Here is a 19321-nt window from a genome sequence, read left to right on the forward strand (position 1 = left end):
TCTTGGCAAAAGGGTATGCTCAACAGGGCTTAAGCGGCCGGCAAAAAGCGGCCATATTGCTGATCAGTCTTGGGCCGGAGGTCTCGGCTCAAATCTTTAAACATCTGCGCGACGAGGAAATCGAGCAGTTGACCCTGGAAATCGCAAACGTCCGCAAGGTGGATTCGGCGGAAAAAGAAACGATTCTAGCGGAATTTCATCAGATCTGCATGGCCCAGGAGTTCATCTCTCAGGGCGGCATTACGTATGCGAGAGAGATTCTGGAGAAGGCGCTCGGGCCCCAGAAGGCGATCGATATCATCAACCGGCTGACGGCGACCCTGCAGGTCCGTCCGTTCGACTTCGCCCGCAAGGCGGACCCGGCCCAGATCCTGAACTTCATTCAGAACGAGAACTCCCAGACGATTGCCCTCGTGCTGTCGTACCTGCAAGCCGACCAGGCTTCGATGATCCTGTCGTCGCTCCCTCAAGAGAAACAGGCCGAGGTTGCCAAGCGCATCGCCCTGATGGACAGCACCTCGCCGGAAATCATCGCCCAGGTCGAGCGCGTCCTGGAGCAAAAGCTGTCGGCGACGGTCACTCAGGACTACACCTCCGCTGGCGGCATCGAGGCGATCGTTCAGATTCTGAACGGCGTCGACCGCGGAACGGAGCGGACGATTCTCGATTCCCTGGAGATTCAGGACCCCGAGCTCGCCGAAGAAATCAAGAAGCGGATGTTCGTGTTCGAGGACATTGTCAATATCGACAACCGCTCGATTCAACGGATCATCCGCGACATCGAGAACGCCGATCTCCAGCTTGCGCTTAAGGTGGCGAGCGAAGAAGTGCGCGAAGTCATTTTCCGCAACATGTCGAAGCGGATGGTCGAAACCTTCCGCGAAGAGATGGAATACATGGGTCCGGTCCGGCTGCGCGACGTAGAAGAAGCCCAAACCCGGATCGTGTCGACGATCCGCCGACTGGAAGAGGCCGGAGAGATCATTATCGCCCGCGGCGGGGGGGACGATGTCATTGTCTAATCTCATCAAGCCGGACGGCTATGTGGCCTTGGAGCAGGCGAAGCTTGTCAACAACCTGGAGAAGTGGATACTGGAACGCCGCGCCGAGAGCATGAAGAAGAGTCTGGCCGATGGGGAAGAGCCCGGGGAGAATGAGGAGTTGGCCCGTACCCGCGTCATGAAGGACGAAATCATCCGCGACGCGGAACGGATGGCGGAGGAGAGGCTGCTGCAGGCGCAGGAGGAAGCCGAAGCGCTGCGCGCCCAGACCGAGTCGGAGCTGTCCGCCTGGTGGGAAGAGCGTCGGTCCCAAGACGCCGAGGAGGCCGAACAGGCGCGTAAGCTCGGGTATCAGAACGGATACCGCGAAGGCATCCTCAAGGCCGACGAGGAAGTCCGCCAGGAATATGCGGGCATGATTGAAGAAGCATCCGGCGTGTTGGAGCAGGCTTACCGGCTGAAGACCCAAATCGTTCAGGAAGCCGAGCCCTTCCTGATCGAGCTGTCTGCAGCGATCGCCGAGAAGGTGATCGGGCGGCAGCTTACGCTCGAGCCGGATTTCATCCGCGACATGGCCCGCTCGGTTCTCTCCCGTCGGAGGGAGAAGGGCGTCGTCACCCTTTGCGTGGCGCCGCAGCACTTCGCTTACTTCCATGAGGCGAGGGAGGAACTGCTGCTCGCAGTGGATTCCCAGGCGGAGCTGGTCATCCTGCCCGATTCCACGGTCGCCGATTACGGCTGCGTGGTCCGGACCGAATTCGGCAGCATCGACGCCCGAATCGATACGCAGCTGAAGGAGATCAAACAAGCGCTCGGAGCTTTGGCGGCGGGCGGGCCGACGGATAGGGAGGAAGCCCCATGACCGACCGACTCGATGCTTCCCGCTACTTGGAGCATCTCCGCCAGCTCGATCCGATCATCGTAGGCGGACGGGTGACTCAGGTCATCGGCCTCACGGTGGAGTCCGAAGGTCCCGACGCAAGCGTCGGCGATGTCTGCCTGATTTATCCCTATAAGGGAGGCAAGCCGCTGCAGGCGGAAGTCGTGGGCTTTCGCGACAACAAGGTCATCCTCATGCCGCTTGGCGAGCTGAACTCGATCGGGCCGGGCTGCGAGGTGGTGAGCACCGGCAAGCCGCTCACCGTTCAAGTCGGACACGAGCTGCTCGGCAAGGTGCTCGACGGGCTCGGCCAACCGCTGGACGGCTCCAAGCTGCCGCCCCGGATGGCCCACTACTCGACCAACAACCAGCCGGGCAATCCGCTCAAGCGTCCGCGCGTGCTGACGCCGATCAGCGTCGGCATCCGCTGCATCGACGGACTGCTGACGATCGGCAAGGGCCAGCGCGTCGGGATCTTCGCGGGCTCCGGCGTCGGCAAGAGCACCCTGCTCGGCATGGTCGCGCGCAACACCTCGGCGGATGTCAATGTGATCGCCCTGATCGGGGAACGCGGCCGCGAGGTGCTCGATTTCATCGAGCGCGACCTGGGTCCCGAGGGCCTCGCCCGCTCGGTCGTCGTCGTGGCGACCTCGGATCAGCCGGCGCTCATTCGCATCAAGGGGGCGCTGATCGCGACCAGCATCGCCGAGTATTTCCGCGACCGCGGGCTGAACGTGATGCTGATGATGGACTCGGTTACCCGCTTCGCCATGGCTCAGCGGGAGGTCGGCCTCGCCGTCGGCGAACCGCCCGCTACCCGCGGGTATACGCCTTCGGTGTTCGCCATGCTGCCGAAGCTGCTGGAGCGGTCCGGTACGGGGCCGAAGGGCTCCATTACCGCCTTTTATACGGTGCTGGTGGATGGGGACGACATGAATGAACCGATCGCGGACGCGGTGCGGGGGATACTGGATGGCCATATCGTGCTGAATCGAAACATTGCCAACAAAGGCCACTACCCCGCCATCGATGTGCTGGCCAGCATCAGCCGGGTGATGAAGGAAATCGTGCCGGAGGAGCACCAGGATGCCGCGGAATTCCTGAAAAGACTGCTTTCCACCTATAAGGATTCGGAGGATTTGATCCATATCGGGGCGTATCAGCCGGGCTCGAACCCCGAGATCGACCTCTCCCTCCAGTACATCGGTGCCATCAATCAGTTCACGCGGCAAAAGACCCATGAAAAAGTCAACTTTGAGGAAGCGCAAGAGCGGCTAGTCGCCGAGTTTGCCGGAGGTGGATCGCAGTGAATTTCCGCTACGCCTTTCAAAAAATCGTCGATCTGAAGTCGAACGAGAAAACCCAGGCCGAATGGCTGCTGTCTTCGGCGGTCACGCAGCTTCGGGAGGAAGAATCATCCCTGAGCGAGCTGCGCATCGAGCGCCAGGGCATCGAGAACCTGCTGGTGGACGCTTCTGCGGCGAGCACGACGGTCTCCGAGCTGATGCTGTTCCAGAATTATCTGACGCACATGGACCGCCGCATCGACGCCAAGCTGAGCGACGTCCTGAACGCCGAAGAGCAGGTAACCACGAGCCGGCACCATCTTTCCGAGAAGGCGAAGGAAGAGAAGGTCTGGTTCCGCGCCCGCGACAAAGCGCGGGACCTGTTCCTGGCGGATTCGCTAAAGAAGGAACAGGATGCGCTCGACGAGATGGCGATTACCCGGTTCAAGCGGCCTTCCTGACGAAGCGCGGAACGGAAGCGGGGAACAGCGAGAGAAGGTGAACGTGGTATGGATACGGAAAAGGCCGAAATGAACGCATTGGAGCGGTTCCTGCTGTGGTTTCTCGTCCCGGTCGTCTTCGGGATCGTGCTGGTCATGGTGCTCATGACCCTGTTTGGGGTGGATGTCAAGCAGGAAGCGAGGAACTTGGGCAACCGGATTCCGATTATCGAGAAGTGGGTGCCGGACAAACCCGCTCCTTCGGACGGAGAGCCCGCGACGCAGCCTCTGACGGAGAAGGCCAGCGCCAGCTTGAAGGAAAAAGAGAAGCAAATCGCCGACCTGACCGCCAAGCTGAAGGAGCAGACCGCCGATGCCGGCCAATTTCAGGCCTCCTATTTAAAGAAGGATCAGGAACTGAAGGACCTGCAAGTGAAATATGACAAGCTGCAGGAAGATTTGAAGAAGATGGAATCCAGCAACGAGGCGTACGATCAGGCCGTCTCGGAGACCAGCAAGGTCTACGCGGGGATGAGCCCCGGCAAGGCGGCCCCCATTCTCGAGGCGATGACCACGGCGGAGCAGGTACTGATCTTAAGCGGCATGAAGGCCGAGGACCAGACTCGCATCCTGGAGAAAATGACTCCCGCCAAGGCAGCCGACGTGTCGGTGCTGCTCAAGGATCAGGTGCCCGCCCGGGACCGCGAGCTGCTCGCTCTGCAGGAGCGGGTGAAGAAATTATCCACGACGACGGCCGGCACCTCCTTTACCATGAGCGACTTGGGCAAGACGGTCGCGGGCATGAACGCCAAGCAGGCGTCCGCTCTGCTGCTGGAAATGTACAAGACGAGTCCGGCGAAGGTGATCGGCGTGCTCAAGGCGGCCGATTCCACGGCGCGGTCCTCGATTCTCGACGCCATGACGGCGGCGAATGCCCAGAAGGCGGCCGAAATTTCCACCAAGCTGACCCCTTGATCGTATGCGACCTTCATACTCCACGAAAGGAGGTGAATCAATATGGATATCGGAATCGCTAATCCTATCGTCGCGGCAGCTTCCGCTCCGCCAGACGCAGGCAAAACCGGCAAGACTGCCGTTCCCGCGGGGAGCGCAGGAGCAGCCGGAACCGCCGCGGCCTCCAAGAAACCTGCGTTTCAGGACATTCTGGACCGGGTGAATGCGCATGGGGACTCCAAGCCGTTGACCGACTCGGCTGACTCGGCTTCCCCCGAGGACGCGCAAGCGTCGGCGGCGCTCTCCGAGGCGCTCATCGCCCTGCTGCAATCGCAATCGGACCAAGCGGAATCGGCTGAAGGAGACGGCCTGCTGAAGCTGATTGAAACGGCGCTCGCCCATTCGGAAGAACGGAGCAAGCTGCTGGAGTCGGATGAAGGCCAGTCATGGTTGGCGCAAGCGGCTCAGTTGCTCGGCGCCATGGGGTACCTTAACGCCAATGCCGCGATCGTGCCCGCGGTCTTGCAGCCGGAGAATGCCTCACCGTCGGGACTGTCCGCTTCCCAGACTCAACAAACCGCCGCACAGACGGCCGATCCCGTCACCGTGCTGGCCGGTCTGCTTGCCGCCATGAAGCAGGAGCCGGACGGCGTCCTTGTGTCCCAGCTCGGCGAAGGCTTCGCCAAGCTGCTATCCGCCGAAACGAAAGAATCGGCGAGCTCGCCCGACGCGTCGACTCCGGCGAGTCCGCAGGCCGGAACCGGAGCCAAAACGGAAGACCTCCTTCCGGTTCAAGTGGAAACCCGGACAGTCAAGCCCCGCCATTCCGCTTCGGCCCTCGAAGCGATGAATTTCCGCAAGGGACTGAGCGCGGAGCAACTGAAGGCACTGGCAGACGCTGCGGAAACGCCAAGCCCGGAAACGGCCCAGGCCGCCGCAAACGCACAGCCGGCGTTGACCGAAGAGTCGGCCGGAATAGCCGCACCGCTTCCGTCCGCGAAGGGCGATGCCGGCGAACCGAGCCCGGCCGCGAGTCCCTACACTGCGGCGGAGCCGCCGAAGGGCTCGGCCTCAACCACTCCCGCGGTCAAGCCGGAGGTACCGGTCAACCTGCGAAATTTCGCCGACGACGTATCCGCTTTTATGCTGAAGAGCGCGAAGCCCGGAAGCCTGGGAACCCTGACGGAAGCCCGACTGCTGCTGCGGCCGGAGCATCTGGGAGCGGTCGACGTGCGGATCACGCTGCAGAACGGTCAACTGGTCGCCCATTTCGCCGCTCAGCAATCGGCTGCGAAGGACGCGTTGGAAAACCAGATGGCGCTGCTTCGCCAAAGCCTGCAAAGCCAAGGCTACCAGGTGGACAAGCTGGAGGTAACGCACAGCCCGTCTCTGCAATCGGGGATGTTCCAAGGCGAGCAAGGCCGTCAGCCTTCCCGCGAATCGGATCAACGGAGCCGCGGCGGAGAACGCCGGAACCGCTCGGCGGAAGAGGAAGAATTTACGGTGAGCATTCCGAAGACCGACCCGCTTCGCGGGGGGATCGCCGGCGCGACCGTCGACGTCACGGCTTAACGGCCGTAAGCGGAAAGGAGGAAACGCAGTATGGCAGACGCGATTAGCACCAAGAACATGTGGCCTTATTATTCCAGCGGGAACACCGGCACCACCTCGACGTCGGGAAGCTCGCTCGGCAAGGATGAATTCCTGAAGATCCTGCTGGCGCAGCTGAAAAACCAGGACCCGATGGAGCCGCTCAAGGACCAGGACTTCATCGCTCAGATGGCCCAGTTCAGTTCGGTAGAGCAGCTTTCGAACATGGCGAGCGAGATGAAGCTTTTGCGCCAATCGACGGGGCTCAATCCCGAGCTGATCGACAAGAAAGTCACTTGGGAAGAAAAAGACGCCACCGGCGCGACCGTCACCAAGTCGGGCATCGTCACCGCCCTTTCGATGAAGAAAGGCGTCCAGTACGTCCAAGTGGACGGCAAGGACATCGACGCTTCCCAGCTCACCCGGGTCGAGAAGGCGGGGGTGTGAAGCGATGAACGAACCGATCTCGGTCGGAAGGCTATATCCCAGCCCGGTGCCGCCGGGCATCGCCAAGCGGCCGGCTCAGCCGGCAGCGGAGCAAGCCGCCTCCGGCGCCAAGTTTCAGGATCTGCTGCAGGAGCAGCTGCGCCTCAGCAAGCATGCCCAGAACCGGCTGCAAGAGCGCGGAATTCACTTGAAGCCGGAGCAGATGGAACAAATCCGTTCCGCCGTCGACAAGGCGGAGGCCAAGGGAGCGAAGGAATCGCTCGTCCTGATGAAGGATATGGCGCTCATCGTCAACGTCAAGAGCAAGACCATCGTCACCGCGATGGATGGAGCATCCATGAAGGATAACGTATTCACGCAGATCGACAGCGCCATCGTCCTCTGAGCAGCGCAGGTCGATCATTACACGGGCTGGCCCGAATCAGGAAGCCCAGAACCGCGGACCGACAGAAGCGGTTCCATTCCATACTCATTTCAGGAGGTATTCATTCCATGCTTAGATCCCTGTATTCCGGCATTTCGGGTATGCGCGGCTTCCAAACCAAGCTGGACGTCATCGGCAACAACATCGCCAATGTGAACACCATCGGCTTTAAATCGGGACGCGTCATGTTCAAGGACATCCTCAGCCAGACCGTCGCCGGCGGAACGCCGCCCACCGATGCGACCGGCGGCGTCAATTCGAAGCAGGTCGGTCTTGGGGTGTCGATCGGCACCATCGATACCGTCCACACGCCCGGCAGCGCCATGACGACCAACGGCCCCACCGATCTGCGGATCGACGGCGACGGCTTCTTCGCCGTCAAATCGACCACGGACACCGACTCGATCTATCTTACACGAGCAGGCAACTTCACCCTCGATTCCAACCGCCGGTTGGTCAACGGCGACGGCATGTTCGTCCTTGCCTCCGGCGGGGAGCCCATCCAACTGGAAGACACCGTAACGGCCTTCACTATCGGCCAGGACGGCACCATCAACTCGATCGATGCGGACGGCAATGCAACGCCGCTCGACGTGAAGATCGGGGTCGTCAAGGTGCCGAACCCGGGCGGTCTGGAGAAGCTCGGCGGCAACCTGTACCGTCCCAACACGACCGCGATGGGCGGAGAAAATGCGGAAGTGACCGTCGGGAACGCCGGCGAGGAAGGCAACGGCAAGATTATCGCCGGCCAGCTGGAAATGTCCAACGTCGACCTGACCAGCGAGTTCAGTGAAATGATCGTGGCTCAACGCGGTTTCCAGGCGAATTCCCGGATCATCACCACCTCCGACGAGGTGCTCCAGGAAATCGTCAATCTGAAGCGCTAAAGGAGCTCGGGGACCGGATGAGGTCCGGCCCCCGTCTTTTCTCCATAAATGACCTTATGTTAGGAGGGAACTTATGATTTCGGTTACGCGGCTGAACGGCAAGACCATCACGATCAACGCCCTTCTCATCGAGAGCATCGAGGAAACGCCGGATACCACGATCACCCTGACCACCGGCAAGAAGCTGATGGCTCTGGAGCCGATGACGGAGGTCAACGACCGGATTATCGCTTATTTAAAGCAAATCGGTCTGCTCGGGGCCAGCGTAATGAGTATGAAAGTGGAGGAATCGTAATGGTAAAGAAAAAGTTGATCCCGTTGGTTCTGGCTTTGCTGGTCGTTGTCGTGCTGATCGCGTTTGCGGCGGTCTGGGTGTTCAATACCCTGGACAGCAAGAACAGCATTGCCGACCCGGGTCAAAAAGCCGTGAATTCGGTCGAATCGGTAGAAGGAAAAAAGGTTTCGGCCGCCGAAGTGAAAAAGCTCACGGTCAGCATCGACAATGTCATCACCAACCTGAGCGAACCGAACAAGGCCGTCAAAGCCAGCTTCGCGTTCGAACTGAGCGGAGAAAAGGGCAAGACCGAATTCGAGAATTACGACGCGCGGGTGAAGAGCGTCATCAATTCGACCCTGGCCGACCTGACCTTCGAGCAGTTGTCCGGCAGCAAGGGGCAGGATTACCTCGCTTCGCTTTTAATGAACAAACTCAACTCCTTCCTGACGGAGGGCAAGGTCAGCCGAATCAACATCACGGAGCTGATCGTCCAATAAAGCTCCAACCAACTTTGAATTCTTCGCTACGGGGAGGTGACCGATTTGGTAGACGTACTCTCGCAAAATGAGATTGATGCGCTTCTCGCCGCCCTTTCTTCGGGTGAGATGGACGCGGAGGAGCTCAAAAAGGAAGAGACCCAGAAAAAAATACGCGGATACAATTTCAAGAGAGCTACGAGATTTTCCAAGGACCATCTCCGAAGCTTGACGCGGATACATGAGAATTTCGCCCGGTTTCTGACGACCTACTTTTCAACTCAGCTGAGGACCTTCGTCCAGATCAATGTCGTGCAGGTGGAACAGCTGCCGTACGATGAATTTATCCGATCTATTCCGAAAATGACCATTCTGAACATTTTCGAAGCGGAGCCGCTGGAAGGCCGCATGGTGCTTGAAGTCAATCCCAATGTCGCTTTCGCCATGGTGGACCGAATGCTGGGCGGCAGCGGCCAATCCACCGGCAAAGCGACGGTTCTGACCGAAATCGAAACGATGATCATGGAGAAGATGTTCGGGCGGGCTCTGGAAAGCCTGCAGGAGGCCTGGAAGACCGTGGCGGACCTCAGTCCCCGCCTCGATTCGCTGGAGACGAATCCGCAGTTTATGCAGATCGCGTCCGCCAACGACACGATTGCGCTGATTTCGCTCAGCACCAAGATCGGAGAGACGACGGGGATGATCAACCTCTGCATCCCGCACGTCGTCATCGAGCCGATGATGCCTCGCCTGTCCGTGCACCACATGTTCGTCACGCAAAAGAAGAGCAAGACCCAGGAAGAGTACGAGGCGCTTCAGGACCGGGTGAACAAAGCCCCGCTCACGATGATAGCCGAGCTGGGGGAGTCCCGGCTGACGGTGCAGGAATTCCTCAGCCTGGCTCCGGGAGACGTCATCTCCTTGAACAAGCCGGTCGAGGAGGGGTTGTTGGTCAAGATCGGAAGCCAGACCAAGTTTATCGGCAGTCCGGGTACGATGAAGGGCAAGGTCGCCTTGCAAATCACGCAGATTGCCAGCGAGGGAGTGGAAGAACATGACGAGTAACAGGGATTATTTGTCCCAAGAAGAGATCGACGCCCTGCTCAGGCAAACGTCGGACGACAGCGGTGACGCCGGCTTAGGGAGCGGCCGGCCCGAGCTCTCCCAGTATCTGTCCGGAATGGAGCAGGATGCGCTCGGAGAGATCGGCAACATCACCTTCGGCAGCGCCGCTACCGCGCTTTCGACCCTGCTCGGCAAAAAGGTGGATATTACGACGCCGCAGGTTTCCCTCTTGCTCCGGTCGGAGCTGCAGCAGGAATTTCCCAAGCCGCACGTCACCGTCCACGTCAATTATGTCGACGGCTTCCACGGCATCAACCTGCTGGTGATCAAAATCCGGGATGCTCAGGTCATTGCCGACCTGATGATGGGCGGAGACGGCACGGGGCTGGATAACACCGAACTGAACGATCTGCACATCAGCGCCGTCCAGGAAGCGATGAATCAAATGATGGGATCGTCGGCCACCTCGATGTCGACCATCTTCAATCGGATGGTCAACATCTCGCCTCCGGGAATTGATATCATGGATCTTACGGCAGAAGGAGGAAAAGCCAATCTCCCTGCCGAAGAAGTCTTTGTCAAAATTTCGTTCCGACTGAAGATCGGGGATTTGATCGACTCGAATATTATGCAGTTGCTTCCTGTCGATTTTTCCAAGGAGATGGTGAATATTCTGATGGGCGGTTCCGACTCCATCGAACCGGAGCCCGCATACGCACCGCCTTCCTCATACGCGCCGCCCGCGGCTTCCGGGCAGATGCCGGTCTCCCCTCAGGCGGATCCGGCGCCTGCTCATGTCCCGCCGGCCGCCGCAGCACCCGGAACCCCTCCGGGCTATGACTCCCAGCAGGCTCCTCCCGGTTATCCGCCGCAGCAGAATCCGTACTACCCGCCTCCCGGTTATTCCATGCCGGCGGCGCCGTACGGGTATCCGCCTTATGCCGGCCAACCGATGGGGATCCCCGCGCCGGCGCCGGGACCGCAGAATTACGGAGCTCCCGCGAACCGCAACGTCAACGTGCAGCCCGCCCAATTCAGCGGCTTCACGCCAGGGCTGATTCCGCCGGCCGAGGAAGGCAACCTCAACCTGTTGATGGACATTCCTCTTAAGGTTACGGTCGAACTGGGACGATCCAAGATGCTAATCAAGGACATCCTGCAGCTTTCCCAAGGCTCCATCATCGAGCTGGACAAGCTGGCCGGCGAGCCGGTGGATATCCTGGTCAACAACAAGCTGATCGCCAAAGGAGAAGTCGTGGTCATCGACGAGAACTTTGGGGTGCGCGTAACCGACATCATCAACCAGTGGGAACGAATTCAGAAGATCCAATAATTAGGAGGACTGTTTACTAATGTCGAATCGTATTTTGATCGTGGACGACGCTGCCTTTATGAGAATGATGATCCGGGACATTCTGACAAAGAACGGGTACGAGGTATGCGGAGAAGCCAACGACGGCGCGCAGGCAATCGAAAAATTCAAGGAATTCCGCCCCGACTTGATTACGATGGACATTACGATGCCCGAAATGGATGGAATCAACGCCCTGAAGGAAATCAAGAAGATTGATCCGAACGCCAAGGTCATCATGTGCTCCGCCATGGGTCAGCAAGCGATGGTCATCGACGCGATCCAGGCAGGCGCCAAGGACTTTATCGTCAAGCCGTTCCAATCGGACCGCGTCATCGAGGCGATTCGGAAGACCCTGGGCTAAACGGATGGGGTCCAGCACCGGCGGCATGATTTTGATGATCGTTTTTTACCTCGCACTTATCATTGGGTTATTCCTGGTCATCATCCGGCTGATTGCCAAGCGCAATCGGCTGTCCCTGCCGGGCCGGATCGTCCGAACCTTGGGCGGAGCGCCGCTCGGAAGGGATAAATCGGTGCAGGTCGTGGAGATCGCCGGAGCCTACTACATTCTCGGAGTCGGCGAGAGCATTCAGCTCGTCGCGAAGATCGAGAACCCGGACGAGCTCGACGCCATTCGGCAGATGACGCAAGGGTCGGAGCCGACGGCGCGCTCCTTTCCCACGATGGCGCAGTGGTGGGCGAGACGCAAGGAAGTCCGCAAGCCCGCGGAAGAGTGGTCGGAATTTGATCAGATTTTTCAAGACCGAATGAAGACGATGAAGGACAGTCGAAGAAGCGTCAGCGAGCTTCTGGAGCAGGAACAATCCCGTGAAGAGCGGAAGGATACGATTCATGAATAGGAAGTTTGCGACAGTTCTGCCGCTTCTCGTGATCGCGAGCTTTCTCTGGATCACGGCGGCGTTTGCGGCACCGGAAGCCACGCCAAGCCCATCGGCCTCGCCGGCCGCCTCGGCTTCGCCCGGTCTCACGGTTCCCAACCTCAGCCTTCAGGTCGGCTCGGACAGCTCGGGGGGATCGGACACCGTGTCCATTATCCTGATGCTGACGGTACTCAGCCTGGCTCCGGCCATCCTGATTATGATGACCTGCTTCACGCGGATCGTCGTCGTTCTCGGTTTTGTGCGCACCTCGCTCGGAACGCAGCAGATGCCGCCCAACCAGGTCCTGATCGGACTAGCGCTGTTCCTGACGTTTTTCGTGATGGCCCCGACGTTCGGCACCATCAACGAGACGGCGCTTCAGCCCTACTTGAAGCACGAGATCAGCCAGCAAGAGGCCTTCACCAAAGCCGCAGTTCCGCTCAAGGAGTTCATGGGTAAGCACACCGAGCCCAAGGACCTGCAGCTGTTTCAGGAGTACTCCAAGGCTCCGAAGCCGAAGAGCATTCAGGACATTCCGCTGACCAGCCTGGTGCCCGCCTTCGCCATCAGCGAATTGAAGCGGGCGTTCATGATGGGCTTTATGATTTTTATTCCATTCCTGGTGATTGATATGGTCATCTCCAGCACACTCATGGCGATGGGAATGATGATGCTGCCGCCGGTGATGATCTCCTTGCCGTTCAAAATCCTGCTGTTTGTGCTGGTCGACGGCTGGTATCTGGTTGTCGAGCAATTGCTGAGAAGCTATGGAACCTAGCCGCGCAGGAATGAGCAACAGCGGGAGACGACCCGCTTGCCGCCGAAAGGGAGGAAGACCGTGAGTGCGGAATTTATTGTGAAGCTTGCCGGTCAAGCCGTCTATACGGTGCTAAAAGCAAGCGCTCCGATGCTGGTCGTCGCCTTGGTGATCGGCCTCGTCATCAGCATTTTTCAAGCGACCACCCAGATTCAGGAGCAGACCCTGGCCTTCGTGCCCAAGATTCTCGCCGTTCTGCTCAGTCTTCTGATCTTCGGCCCGTGGATCTTGTCCACCCTGGTGGATTTTACGTACAACCTGCTCAGCAACCTGTACCAATACGGCGGATAGGAAGGGAAGCCATGGACGCGATCCTCAACGCCTTGCCTGCCTTTCTGCTTATCTTTTGTCGAATCGCCGCTTTTTTTGTCACCGTTCCGGTCTTTTCGGCTCGAAACGTCCCGACTCCCTTCAAGATCGGCTTATCGTTCTTCATCACGCTCGTGACCTACGGAACCGTATCCGGGGGGACGGTTGCCATGGACGGCATGTTCATCCTGCTTATCGCCCGGGAGACGCTCATCGGCCTTCTGCTCGGCTTCGTGGCGTATCTGTTCTTCACGGTCGTGCAGATTGCCGGCTCGTTCATGGACATGCAGATCGGCTTCAGCTTGGCCAATATCATCGATCCGATGAGCGGCACTCCGAGTCCGATCCTCGGGAATTTCAAATTCATGGTCGGCACCATGCTGTTCCTCGCGTTCGACGGCCATCATGCCCTCATCAAAGGCATTATCGGCAGCTACCGCTGGGTTCCGTTGGACAATCAAGTGTTCGCCCAGCTCTATCACGGCAGCGTAAGCGAATTTCTGGTCAAGTCGCTTTCCCAGGCCTTCGGCCTCGCGCTGCAAATGTCCGCGCCGATCGTCATCGCTTTGTTTCTCGTCGACGTGGGCTTGGGCATTCTCGCCCGCGTGGCGCCGCAATTCAACATCTTTGTGGTCGGGGTTCCGGTCAAGCTGCTGGTCGGGCTCCTGCTGCTTACCTTATTCGTCACGGCCTTTCCCATGCTGTTCCGGGAACTGTTCTCCACCATGTTCGCCGCCATGGAGAATCTGCTCCGCCTGCTCGGCGGAAGCGCCGCGTCCAAAGCCAGTGCCGGCTAAAGGGGAAATTCACGTTGTCCAGTGTTCGTTATCCGATCGACCTGCAGCTGTTTGCCGGAGAGAAGACAGAGCCGGCTACGCCCAAGAAGCGCCGGGAAGCGAGGGAAAAAGGCCAGGTGGCCAAAAGCCAGGAGCTCCCCGGGGCCCTTGTCCTGCTGGCCTGCTTTGCTTCCTTCTCGCTCTTCGGCGGTTTTATGAAGGATCGGTATTTCCTGCTGTTTCGCTCAACCTTCCAGGATTACCTGCTTTCGGAAGTCACCGTCCCGAATGTGGTCTCCCTCTTCGGGAACCTGCTGCGGGAAGGGCTGCTGCTGCTGGCCCCCATCTTCCTGGTCAGCGTGCTCGTGGCGCTGCTCGCCAATTTCTTTCAAGTGGGCGTCTTGTTCACAGGCGACCCGATGAAGCCCAAGTTCAGCAAGATCAATCCGCTTCAAGGCTTTAAACGCATGTTCAGCCCGCGCGCCCTGGTCGATTTTTTGAAATCCATCCTGAAGATGACCATCGTGGGATTCGTCGTGTACCAAACCTTCTGGTCCGAGCGGGGAAAGCTGCTCGTGCTGGGTCAAGTCCCGCTGAGGGAATCGCTCTCCTATGTGGCTGACCTGACGGTCGGCTTGGGAATCAAGATCGGTGTCATTCTGGCGATCCTCGCGGTGTTGGATTACTTCTATCAAAAATTTGACTACGAAAAAAATCTGCGCATGTCCAAGCAGGACATCAAGGATGAATATAAAAAGTCTGAAGGCGATCCCCTGATCAAAGGCAAAATCCGCGAAAAACAACGCCGCATGGCGATGCAGCGGATGATGCAGGAGATCCCGAACGCCGATGTCATTATTACCAACCCGACTCACTTTGCTGTAGCTCTGAAATACGACGCCAGCGAGATGGCGGCGCCGCGGGTGATCGCCAAAGGGGCCGACTACGTAGCGCAGAAGATCAAGGAGAGAGGCAAGCAGCACGGCATCGTGCTGATGGAGAACAAGCCCCTCGCCCGGGCACTGTTCAGTCAGGTGGAAATCGGTCAGGCGATCCCGGCGGAGCTGTTCCAGGCCGTGGCGGAGGTTCTGGCGTATGTGTATAAGCTCAAGGGGAAAGCCCGTTAACCAGTCCGATACCAGAGAGAGGAGGAACGAATCATGAAGGCGAAGGACCTTACCGTCCTGATCGGCGTCATCGGCATTATTCTCATGATGATCGTTCCCATACCGATTTTCCTGCTCGACGTTCTGCTCGTCATCAACATCACGCTCGCGATCCTGATCCTGCTCGTGGCGATGAACACCCAGGAAGCGCTGCAGTTCTCGATCTTTCCGTCGCTCCTGCTGATCACGACGCTGTTCCGGCTTGCGCTCAACGTTTCGACGACGCGCAACATCCTGGCAAAGGGAGAGGCCGGCGACGTGGTTCACACGTTCGGCTCCTTCGTCGCCGCCGGCAATCTGGTGGTCGGCCTCGTCGTGTTCCTCATCCTGGTCATCGTCCAGTTTATCGTCATCACCAAGGGCTCCGAGCGCGTAGCCGAAGTGGCCGCCCGCTTTACGCTCGACGCGATGCCCGGCAAGCAGATGAGCATCGACGCCGACCTGAACGCCGGCCTCATCAACGAGCAGCAGGCCCGCGAACGCCGCTCGAAGATCGAGAACGAGGCGGACTTCTACGGCGCCATGGACGGCGCCAGCAAATTCGTCAAGGGCGATGCCATCGCCAGCATCATCATCATGATCGTCAACCTGGTCGGCGGCTTCATCATCGGCATGATGAACGGCCAGTCCTTCACCGATTCCGCTGCGCAATATACCATCCTCTCCATCGGCGACGGCCTCGTCAGCCAGATTCCGGCTTTGCTGATCTCGACCGCTTCCGGTCTCATCGTCACGCGCGCCACCTCCGAGGGCAACTTGGCCAGCGATCTGACCAAGCAGCTGTTCGCTTACCCGAAGCTGATGTTCATCGCGGCCGGCACCCTCGTCCTGCTTGGCACCTTTACGCCGATCGGCATCTTTTCCACCTACCCGATTGCGGGGCTGCTGGTCTTCGCCGGCATCAAGATGAACGGCAACTTGAAGCGTAAGCAGGCCATGGACGATCAGCTGGAAGAAGAGCAGCAGATCGAAGAGGTACGCAGTCCCGAGAGCGTCATCAGCCTCCTGCAAGTGGACCCGATCGAATTCGAGTTCGGGTATGGCCTGATCCCGCTCGCCGACACCGGGCAAGGGGGAGACCTGCTCGACCGGATCATCCTGATTCGACGGCAATGCGCGCTTGAGCTGGGGATCGTCGTCCCCGTTATCCGAATCCGCGACAATATTCAACTAAAACCGAACGAATATGTCATCAAAATTAAAGGAAATTCCGTAGCCCGCGGTGAATTACTACTTAACCACTATTTGGCGATGAGCCCCGGCTTCGAGGACGACGCCGTCAGCGGAATTGAGACGGTGGAACCGGCCTTCGGCCTGCCGGCCATCTGGATCGACGACGCCACGAAGGAGCGGGCCGAGCTGTCCGGCTACACGGTGGTGGACCCTCCATCGGTCGTGGCCACCCATTTGACCGAGGTCGTCAAGCGGCATGCCCATGAGCTGATCGGCCGTCAGGAGACCAAAGCGCTGGTGGACAACGTCAAGGAAGCCTATCCGACACTGGTGGAGGAGCTGGTGCCCGGGGTCTTAAGCATCGGCGATATCCAGAAGGTTCTGGCCAAGATGCTGCGCGAGAAGATCTCCGTACGCGACATGGTCACCATTCTCGAAACCCTCGCCGATTACGGAACCTATACCAAGGATCCGGATATCCTCACCGAATACGTGCGTCAAGCCTTGTCGAGGCAGATTACCCAGCAGTACTCCTCGGAGGGCGATTCTCTTAAAGTCATTACGGTCGGCCCGAGTCTGGAGCGAAAGATCGCCGAATCGGTTCAGCAGACGGAACAGGGCTCGTACCTGGCTCTCGATCCGTCCTCATCCCAGATAATTCATCACCGGATCTCGGAGCAGGTGACCAAAGCCGTCCAATCGGGGCAGCAGCCGGTGATTCTGACTTCTCCAACCATCCGGATGTACCTGAAGCAGCTCCTGGAGCGCACCCTGCAGGATGTTCCCGTCCTGTCCTACAGCGAACTGGAGCCGAGTGTTGAAATTCAAAGCCTGGGAGTTGTGAATCTATGAGGGTAAAACGCTACGTGGTTGACACGATGCCCGAAGCGCTGCAGCGCATTCGCAGCGAGCTCGGCAACGACGCGGTCATCCTCAGCACGAAGGATATTCGAACGGGGGGCTTCCTCGGCTTGTTCGGCAAGAAGCGGATCGAAGTGGTTGCGGCGACGGATACCCAAGAGGGGACCGCTTCGCCTGCTTCCCGTCTGCAGCCCTCCGCTGCGCCTCCCGTCGCTTCCGCCCCGGCCGTCGTGCCCAAGCAGTCGGCCGCGAAGGCCTACGGAGGTCAGCCGGCAGCGACTCTTCCCGCTCAGACCAAACCAGCCGGGCCGCTGACCATGCCGCATGTTCCCGATGTGCTAACGGAGCGGGAGACCGCCGCCGCAGCCGGGCCCGCTCCCCAGCGTCCGAAGCCCCGTCCGGCGGTCGAAACTGCGCCGAACCCCGCTCCGCCGAACCGGCAGGCGGCCGGAGCGGCGGACAACGAGCTGGCCCGCGAAATTCGCCAGATGAAAGAGCTGATGAAGAGCCTCGCCGCCCGGGGCGATCTGCGCCAGGACAGGCATCCGCTTATCCAGCGATGGGCCGATCGGCTCGCCGAACAGGATCTGTCACCGGCTATCCTGGAGGATGTCATCGGTTCGCTGGAAATGAGAGCGGCGAGCGATCCGGATTTTCTCACCGAGGAGAAGGTCAGAGGGCAGGTCCGCTCGGTTCTCTGCGGAATCGTCGGAGGGCGGGGAGGAACGCCGATTACCCCGGAGACGAAGGTGATCAATTTCGTTGGACCGACGGGAGTCGGCAAGACCACGACCATCGCCAAGCTCGCCGCCGACCAAGTGCTGCGCTCCCATCGCAAAACCGGATTCATTACTTCCGATACGTACCGTATCGCCGCCGTGGAGCAGCTCAAAACCTATGCGACGATCCTCAATGTGCCGATGGAAGTGGTATTTTCCCCGGCGGATCTGCAAAAGGCCTTTGACCGCTTGTCCACCTGCGAACTGCTGTTCATGGATACGGCCGGACGGAACTACCGCAATGAGAGGTACGTCTCCGAGCTTCACTCGCTGCTGAATGCCCATGGCGGAAGCGAGACCGTGCTCGTTCTCAGCCTGACCAACAAGTACGCCGATATGAAGGTGATCGCGGAGCAGTTCGTGAACTTCGGCGTCGAGAAGGTGCTGTTTACGAAGTGGGACGAGACCGGCTCTTACGGTTCCATTCTCAACCTGCTCTACGACTACCCGCTCCGTCTGTCCTATGTGACCAATGGGCAGAACGTTCCCGAAGACATCACCCTGCTCACCGAAGACCTGCTGGTGGACGGGATCTTGGGAGAGCGGAGGGAATGAGCGATCAGGCTGAACGGCTGCGGAGGCTGGTCGAGTCCCGGCAGCAGGCGACTCCCGCCGCCCCGCGCCCCGATAAGGAACGGGAGACCCGGGTCATCACCGTCACCAGCGGCAAGGGGGGAGTCGGGAAATCAAATTTCACGCTCAATTTTTCCATCGCTCTTCAGCAGTTGGGGTACCGGGTCCTCATCTTTGACGCCGACATCGGTCTCGCCAATATCGATGTGCTCATGGGCATCCACTCGCAGTATTCCTTGTACCATCTGCTGAAGAAAGAAAAAAACATTTTCGACATCGTGCAGATTGGAACCGAAGGCATCCGTTTCATCGCCGGCGGGTCCGGCTTTACCGACCTGCTCAATCTCAGCGAGGCCGAACTGAATGATTTTGCCGATCAGATCGGCCAATTGAACGGCCACTTCGATTACATCCTGTTCGATACCGGAGCGGGGCTCTCCAAGGAAACGATGAAATTCATTCTGGCTGCCCACGAGACGCTCGTGGTGACCACGCCCGAGCCTACCTCGCTCACGGATGGCTACGCCGTCATCAAGATGGTTCACCAGCAGGAGGAAGCCGTTCGGTTCCGGCTGGTGGTCAATCGGGTTGCCGACGACCGGGAAGGCCAGGCGACCGCCGACAAGATCACGCTCGTGGCTAAGCGCTTTCTCGGCATTGAGATTCCCGTGCTGGGGTACGTCTATGACGATCCGCACGTTTCCCGCGCCGTCCGCAAGCAGATGCCGTTAACCGCCGCCTTCCCCGATAGCCGCGCAGCGAGGGACATTCGCAGGATGGCCGAACAGTATGCAGGCTCGCACCGGACCGAGACGGACCCGTCCGCCGGAATTCGCGGCTTCCTGTCCAAGATGCTCCGTTTGCTCGCTAATTCGAAGCCTTGACCTTCCTTACGATCAGGAAAC

General features: G+C 59.2%; 22 protein-coding genes. All 22 read left to right on the forward strand.

Translation table 11 applies throughout. From position 1 onward, the window contains the following. Positions 1–2: 2 nt before the first annotated feature. The 22 genes from fliG to ACSEXS_RS07095 all read left to right on the forward strand — a co-directional run bounded on the left by fliG (position 3) and on the right by ACSEXS_RS07095 (position 19300). Positions 3–1022 carry a flagellar motor switch protein FliG gene (gene fliG, locus ACSEXS_RS06990; protein WP_438432440.1) on the forward strand — a complete coding sequence of 340 codons (1020 nt, stop codon included), beginning with the start codon at positions 3–5 and terminating at the stop codon, positions 1020–1022. Continuing rightward, a complete protein-coding gene (locus tag ACSEXS_RS06995; protein WP_438432441.1) occupies positions 1009–1863 on the forward strand; it encodes a FliH/SctL family protein in 855 nt (284 codons plus the stop codon). Before fliG ends, ACSEXS_RS06995 begins: the two co-directional genes overlap by 14 nt. Continuing rightward, positions 1860–3191, forward strand: coding sequence for a flagellar protein export ATPase FliI (gene fliI, locus ACSEXS_RS07000; protein ID WP_438432442.1), 1332 nt, complete (start codon positions 1860–1862; stop codon positions 3189–3191). The genes ACSEXS_RS06995 and fliI overlap by 4 nt, the downstream gene beginning before the upstream one ends. Further along, positions 3188–3628 (forward strand): flagellar export protein FliJ, encoded by a 441-nt coding sequence (fliJ, locus tag ACSEXS_RS07005; RefSeq protein ID WP_438432443.1) that lies wholly within the window; start codon positions 3188–3190, stop codon positions 3626–3628. The genes fliI and fliJ overlap by 4 nt, the downstream gene beginning before the upstream one ends. 48 nt (positions 3629–3676) lie before the next feature. Then, positions 3677–4582: a MotE family protein gene (locus ACSEXS_RS07010; protein WP_438432444.1), complete on the forward strand. Its 906-nt coding sequence runs from the start codon at positions 3677–3679 to the stop codon at positions 4580–4582. Between the two features lie 42 nt (positions 4583–4624). Next, positions 4625–6133, forward strand: coding sequence for a flagellar hook-length control protein FliK (locus ACSEXS_RS07015; RefSeq protein WP_438432445.1), 1509 nt, complete (start codon positions 4625–4627; stop codon positions 6131–6133). 30 nt (positions 6134–6163) lie between these two features. Further along, positions 6164–6598, forward strand: a complete 435-nt coding sequence (locus ACSEXS_RS07020) for a flagellar hook capping FlgD N-terminal domain-containing protein (RefSeq protein ID WP_438432446.1) — start codon at positions 6164–6166, stop codon at positions 6596–6598. 4 nt (positions 6599–6602) lie between these two features. Next, a complete protein-coding gene (locus tag ACSEXS_RS07025; RefSeq protein WP_438432447.1) occupies positions 6603–6983 on the forward strand; it encodes a TIGR02530 family flagellar biosynthesis protein in 381 nt (126 codons plus the stop codon). Positions 6984–7090: 107 nt separating this feature from the next. Further along, a complete protein-coding gene (flgG, locus tag ACSEXS_RS07030) occupies positions 7091–7909 on the forward strand; it encodes a flagellar basal body rod protein FlgG (protein ID WP_438432448.1) in 819 nt (272 codons plus the stop codon). 73 nt (positions 7910–7982) lie between these two features. Further along, complete coding sequence (locus ACSEXS_RS07035) at positions 7983–8204, forward strand: flagellar FlbD family protein (protein WP_438432449.1); 222 nt, start codon at positions 7983–7985, stop codon at positions 8202–8204. After that, positions 8204–8683, forward strand: coding sequence for a flagellar basal body-associated FliL family protein (locus ACSEXS_RS07040; protein ID WP_438432450.1), 480 nt, complete (start codon positions 8204–8206; stop codon positions 8681–8683). Before ACSEXS_RS07035 ends, ACSEXS_RS07040 begins: the two co-directional genes overlap by 1 nt. Before the next feature lie 45 nt (positions 8684–8728). Beyond that, positions 8729–9727, forward strand: a complete 999-nt coding sequence (gene fliM / locus ACSEXS_RS07045) for a flagellar motor switch protein FliM (RefSeq protein ID WP_438432451.1) — start codon at positions 8729–8731, stop codon at positions 9725–9727. After that, complete coding sequence (gene fliY / locus ACSEXS_RS07050; protein WP_438432452.1) at positions 9717–11060, forward strand: flagellar motor switch phosphatase FliY; 1344 nt, start codon at positions 9717–9719, stop codon at positions 11058–11060. The genes fliM and fliY overlap by 11 nt, the downstream gene beginning before the upstream one ends. A gap of 19 nt (positions 11061–11079) precedes the next feature. Next, entirely contained in the window at positions 11080–11442 is a 363-nt protein-coding gene (locus tag ACSEXS_RS07055; RefSeq protein WP_347768011.1) for a response regulator, read from the forward strand. Between the two features lie 34 nt (positions 11443–11476). Next, positions 11477–11941 (forward strand): flagellar biosynthetic protein FliO, encoded by a 465-nt coding sequence (locus ACSEXS_RS07060; protein WP_438432453.1) that lies wholly within the window; start codon positions 11477–11479, stop codon positions 11939–11941. Beyond that, complete coding sequence (fliP, locus tag ACSEXS_RS07065; protein ID WP_438432454.1) at positions 11934–12740, forward strand: flagellar type III secretion system pore protein FliP; 807 nt, start codon at positions 11934–11936, stop codon at positions 12738–12740. Before ACSEXS_RS07060 ends, fliP begins: the two co-directional genes overlap by 8 nt. A 60-nt stretch (positions 12741–12800) precedes the next feature. Continuing rightward, positions 12801–13070: a flagellar biosynthesis protein FliQ gene (fliQ, locus tag ACSEXS_RS07070; protein WP_438432455.1), complete on the forward strand. Its 270-nt coding sequence runs from the start codon at positions 12801–12803 to the stop codon at positions 13068–13070. Positions 13071–13081: 11 nt separating this feature from the next. Beyond that, positions 13082–13885 carry a flagellar biosynthetic protein FliR gene (gene fliR / locus ACSEXS_RS07075; RefSeq protein WP_438432456.1) on the forward strand — a complete coding sequence of 268 codons (804 nt, stop codon included), beginning with the start codon at positions 13082–13084 and terminating at the stop codon, positions 13883–13885. A gap of 14 nt (positions 13886–13899) precedes the next feature. After that, on the forward strand, positions 13900–14991 hold the full coding sequence (gene flhB, locus ACSEXS_RS07080) for a flagellar biosynthesis protein FlhB (protein WP_438432457.1): 1092 nt from the start codon (positions 13900–13902) through the stop codon (positions 14989–14991). Between the two features lie 33 nt (positions 14992–15024). After that, a complete protein-coding gene (gene flhA / locus ACSEXS_RS07085) occupies positions 15025–17055 on the forward strand; it encodes a flagellar biosynthesis protein FlhA (RefSeq protein ID WP_438432458.1) in 2031 nt (676 codons plus the stop codon). Continuing rightward, positions 17052–18398 (forward strand): flagellar biosynthesis GTPase FlhF, encoded by a 1347-nt coding sequence (flhF, locus tag ACSEXS_RS07090; protein ID WP_438432459.1) that lies wholly within the window; start codon positions 17052–17054, stop codon positions 18396–18398. The genes flhA and flhF overlap by 4 nt, the downstream gene beginning before the upstream one ends. Continuing rightward, positions 18395–19300, forward strand: a complete 906-nt coding sequence (locus ACSEXS_RS07095; RefSeq protein ID WP_438432460.1) for a MinD/ParA family protein — start codon at positions 18395–18397, stop codon at positions 19298–19300. Before flhF ends, ACSEXS_RS07095 begins: the two co-directional genes overlap by 4 nt. The last annotated feature ends 21 nt before the right edge of the window (positions 19301–19321 follow it).

Origin of the sequence: Gorillibacterium terrae (assembly GCF_051594785.1) — a bacterium.
Classification (GTDB): domain Bacteria; phylum Bacillota; class Bacilli; order Paenibacillales; family NBRC-103111; genus Gorillibacterium.

Bases quoted from the DNA above. Each gene is read 5' to 3' on its own strand.
- ACSEXS_RS07015 (WP_438432445.1), top strand. From the start codon at position 4,625: ATGGATATCGGAATCGCTAATCCTATCGTCGCGGCAGCTTCCGCTCCG.
- flgG (WP_438432448.1), top strand. From the start codon at position 7,091: ATGCTTAGATCCCTGTATTCCGGCATTTCGGGTATGCGCGGCTTCCAA.
- fliY (WP_438432452.1), top strand. From the start codon at position 9,717: ATGACGAGTAACAGGGATTATTTGTCCCAAGAAGAGATCGACGCCCTG.
- fliI (WP_438432442.1), top strand. From the start codon at position 1,860: ATGACCGACCGACTCGATGCTTCCCGCTACTTGGAGCATCTCCGCCAG.
- ACSEXS_RS07060 (WP_438432453.1), top strand. From the start codon at position 11,477: ATGATCGTTTTTTACCTCGCACTTATCATTGGGTTATTCCTGGTCATC.
- ACSEXS_RS07095 (WP_438432460.1), top strand. From the start codon at position 18,395: ATGAGCGATCAGGCTGAACGGCTGCGGAGGCTGGTCGAGTCCCGGCAG.
- fliP (WP_438432454.1), top strand. From the start codon at position 11,934: ATGAATAGGAAGTTTGCGACAGTTCTGCCGCTTCTCGTGATCGCGAGC.
- ACSEXS_RS07055 (WP_347768011.1), top strand. From the start codon at position 11,080: ATGTCGAATCGTATTTTGATCGTGGACGACGCTGCCTTTATGAGAATG.
- fliR (WP_438432456.1), top strand. From the start codon at position 13,082: ATGGACGCGATCCTCAACGCCTTGCCTGCCTTTCTGCTTATCTTTTGT.
- flhA (WP_438432458.1), top strand. From the start codon at position 15,025: ATGAAGGCGAAGGACCTTACCGTCCTGATCGGCGTCATCGGCATTATT.
- ACSEXS_RS07020 (WP_438432446.1), top strand. From the start codon at position 6,164: ATGGCAGACGCGATTAGCACCAAGAACATGTGGCCTTATTATTCCAGC.
- flhF (WP_438432459.1), top strand. From the start codon at position 17,052: ATGAGGGTAAAACGCTACGTGGTTGACACGATGCCCGAAGCGCTGCAG.
- ACSEXS_RS07035 (WP_438432449.1), top strand. From the start codon at position 7,983: ATGATTTCGGTTACGCGGCTGAACGGCAAGACCATCACGATCAACGCC.
- ACSEXS_RS07010 (WP_438432444.1), top strand. From the start codon at position 3,677: ATGGATACGGAAAAGGCCGAAATGAACGCATTGGAGCGGTTCCTGCTG.
- ACSEXS_RS06995 (WP_438432441.1), top strand. From the start codon at position 1,009: ATGTCATTGTCTAATCTCATCAAGCCGGACGGCTATGTGGCCTTGGAG.
- ACSEXS_RS07025 (WP_438432447.1), top strand. From the start codon at position 6,603: ATGAACGAACCGATCTCGGTCGGAAGGCTATATCCCAGCCCGGTGCCG.
- ACSEXS_RS07040 (WP_438432450.1), top strand. From the start codon at position 8,204: ATGGTAAAGAAAAAGTTGATCCCGTTGGTTCTGGCTTTGCTGGTCGTT.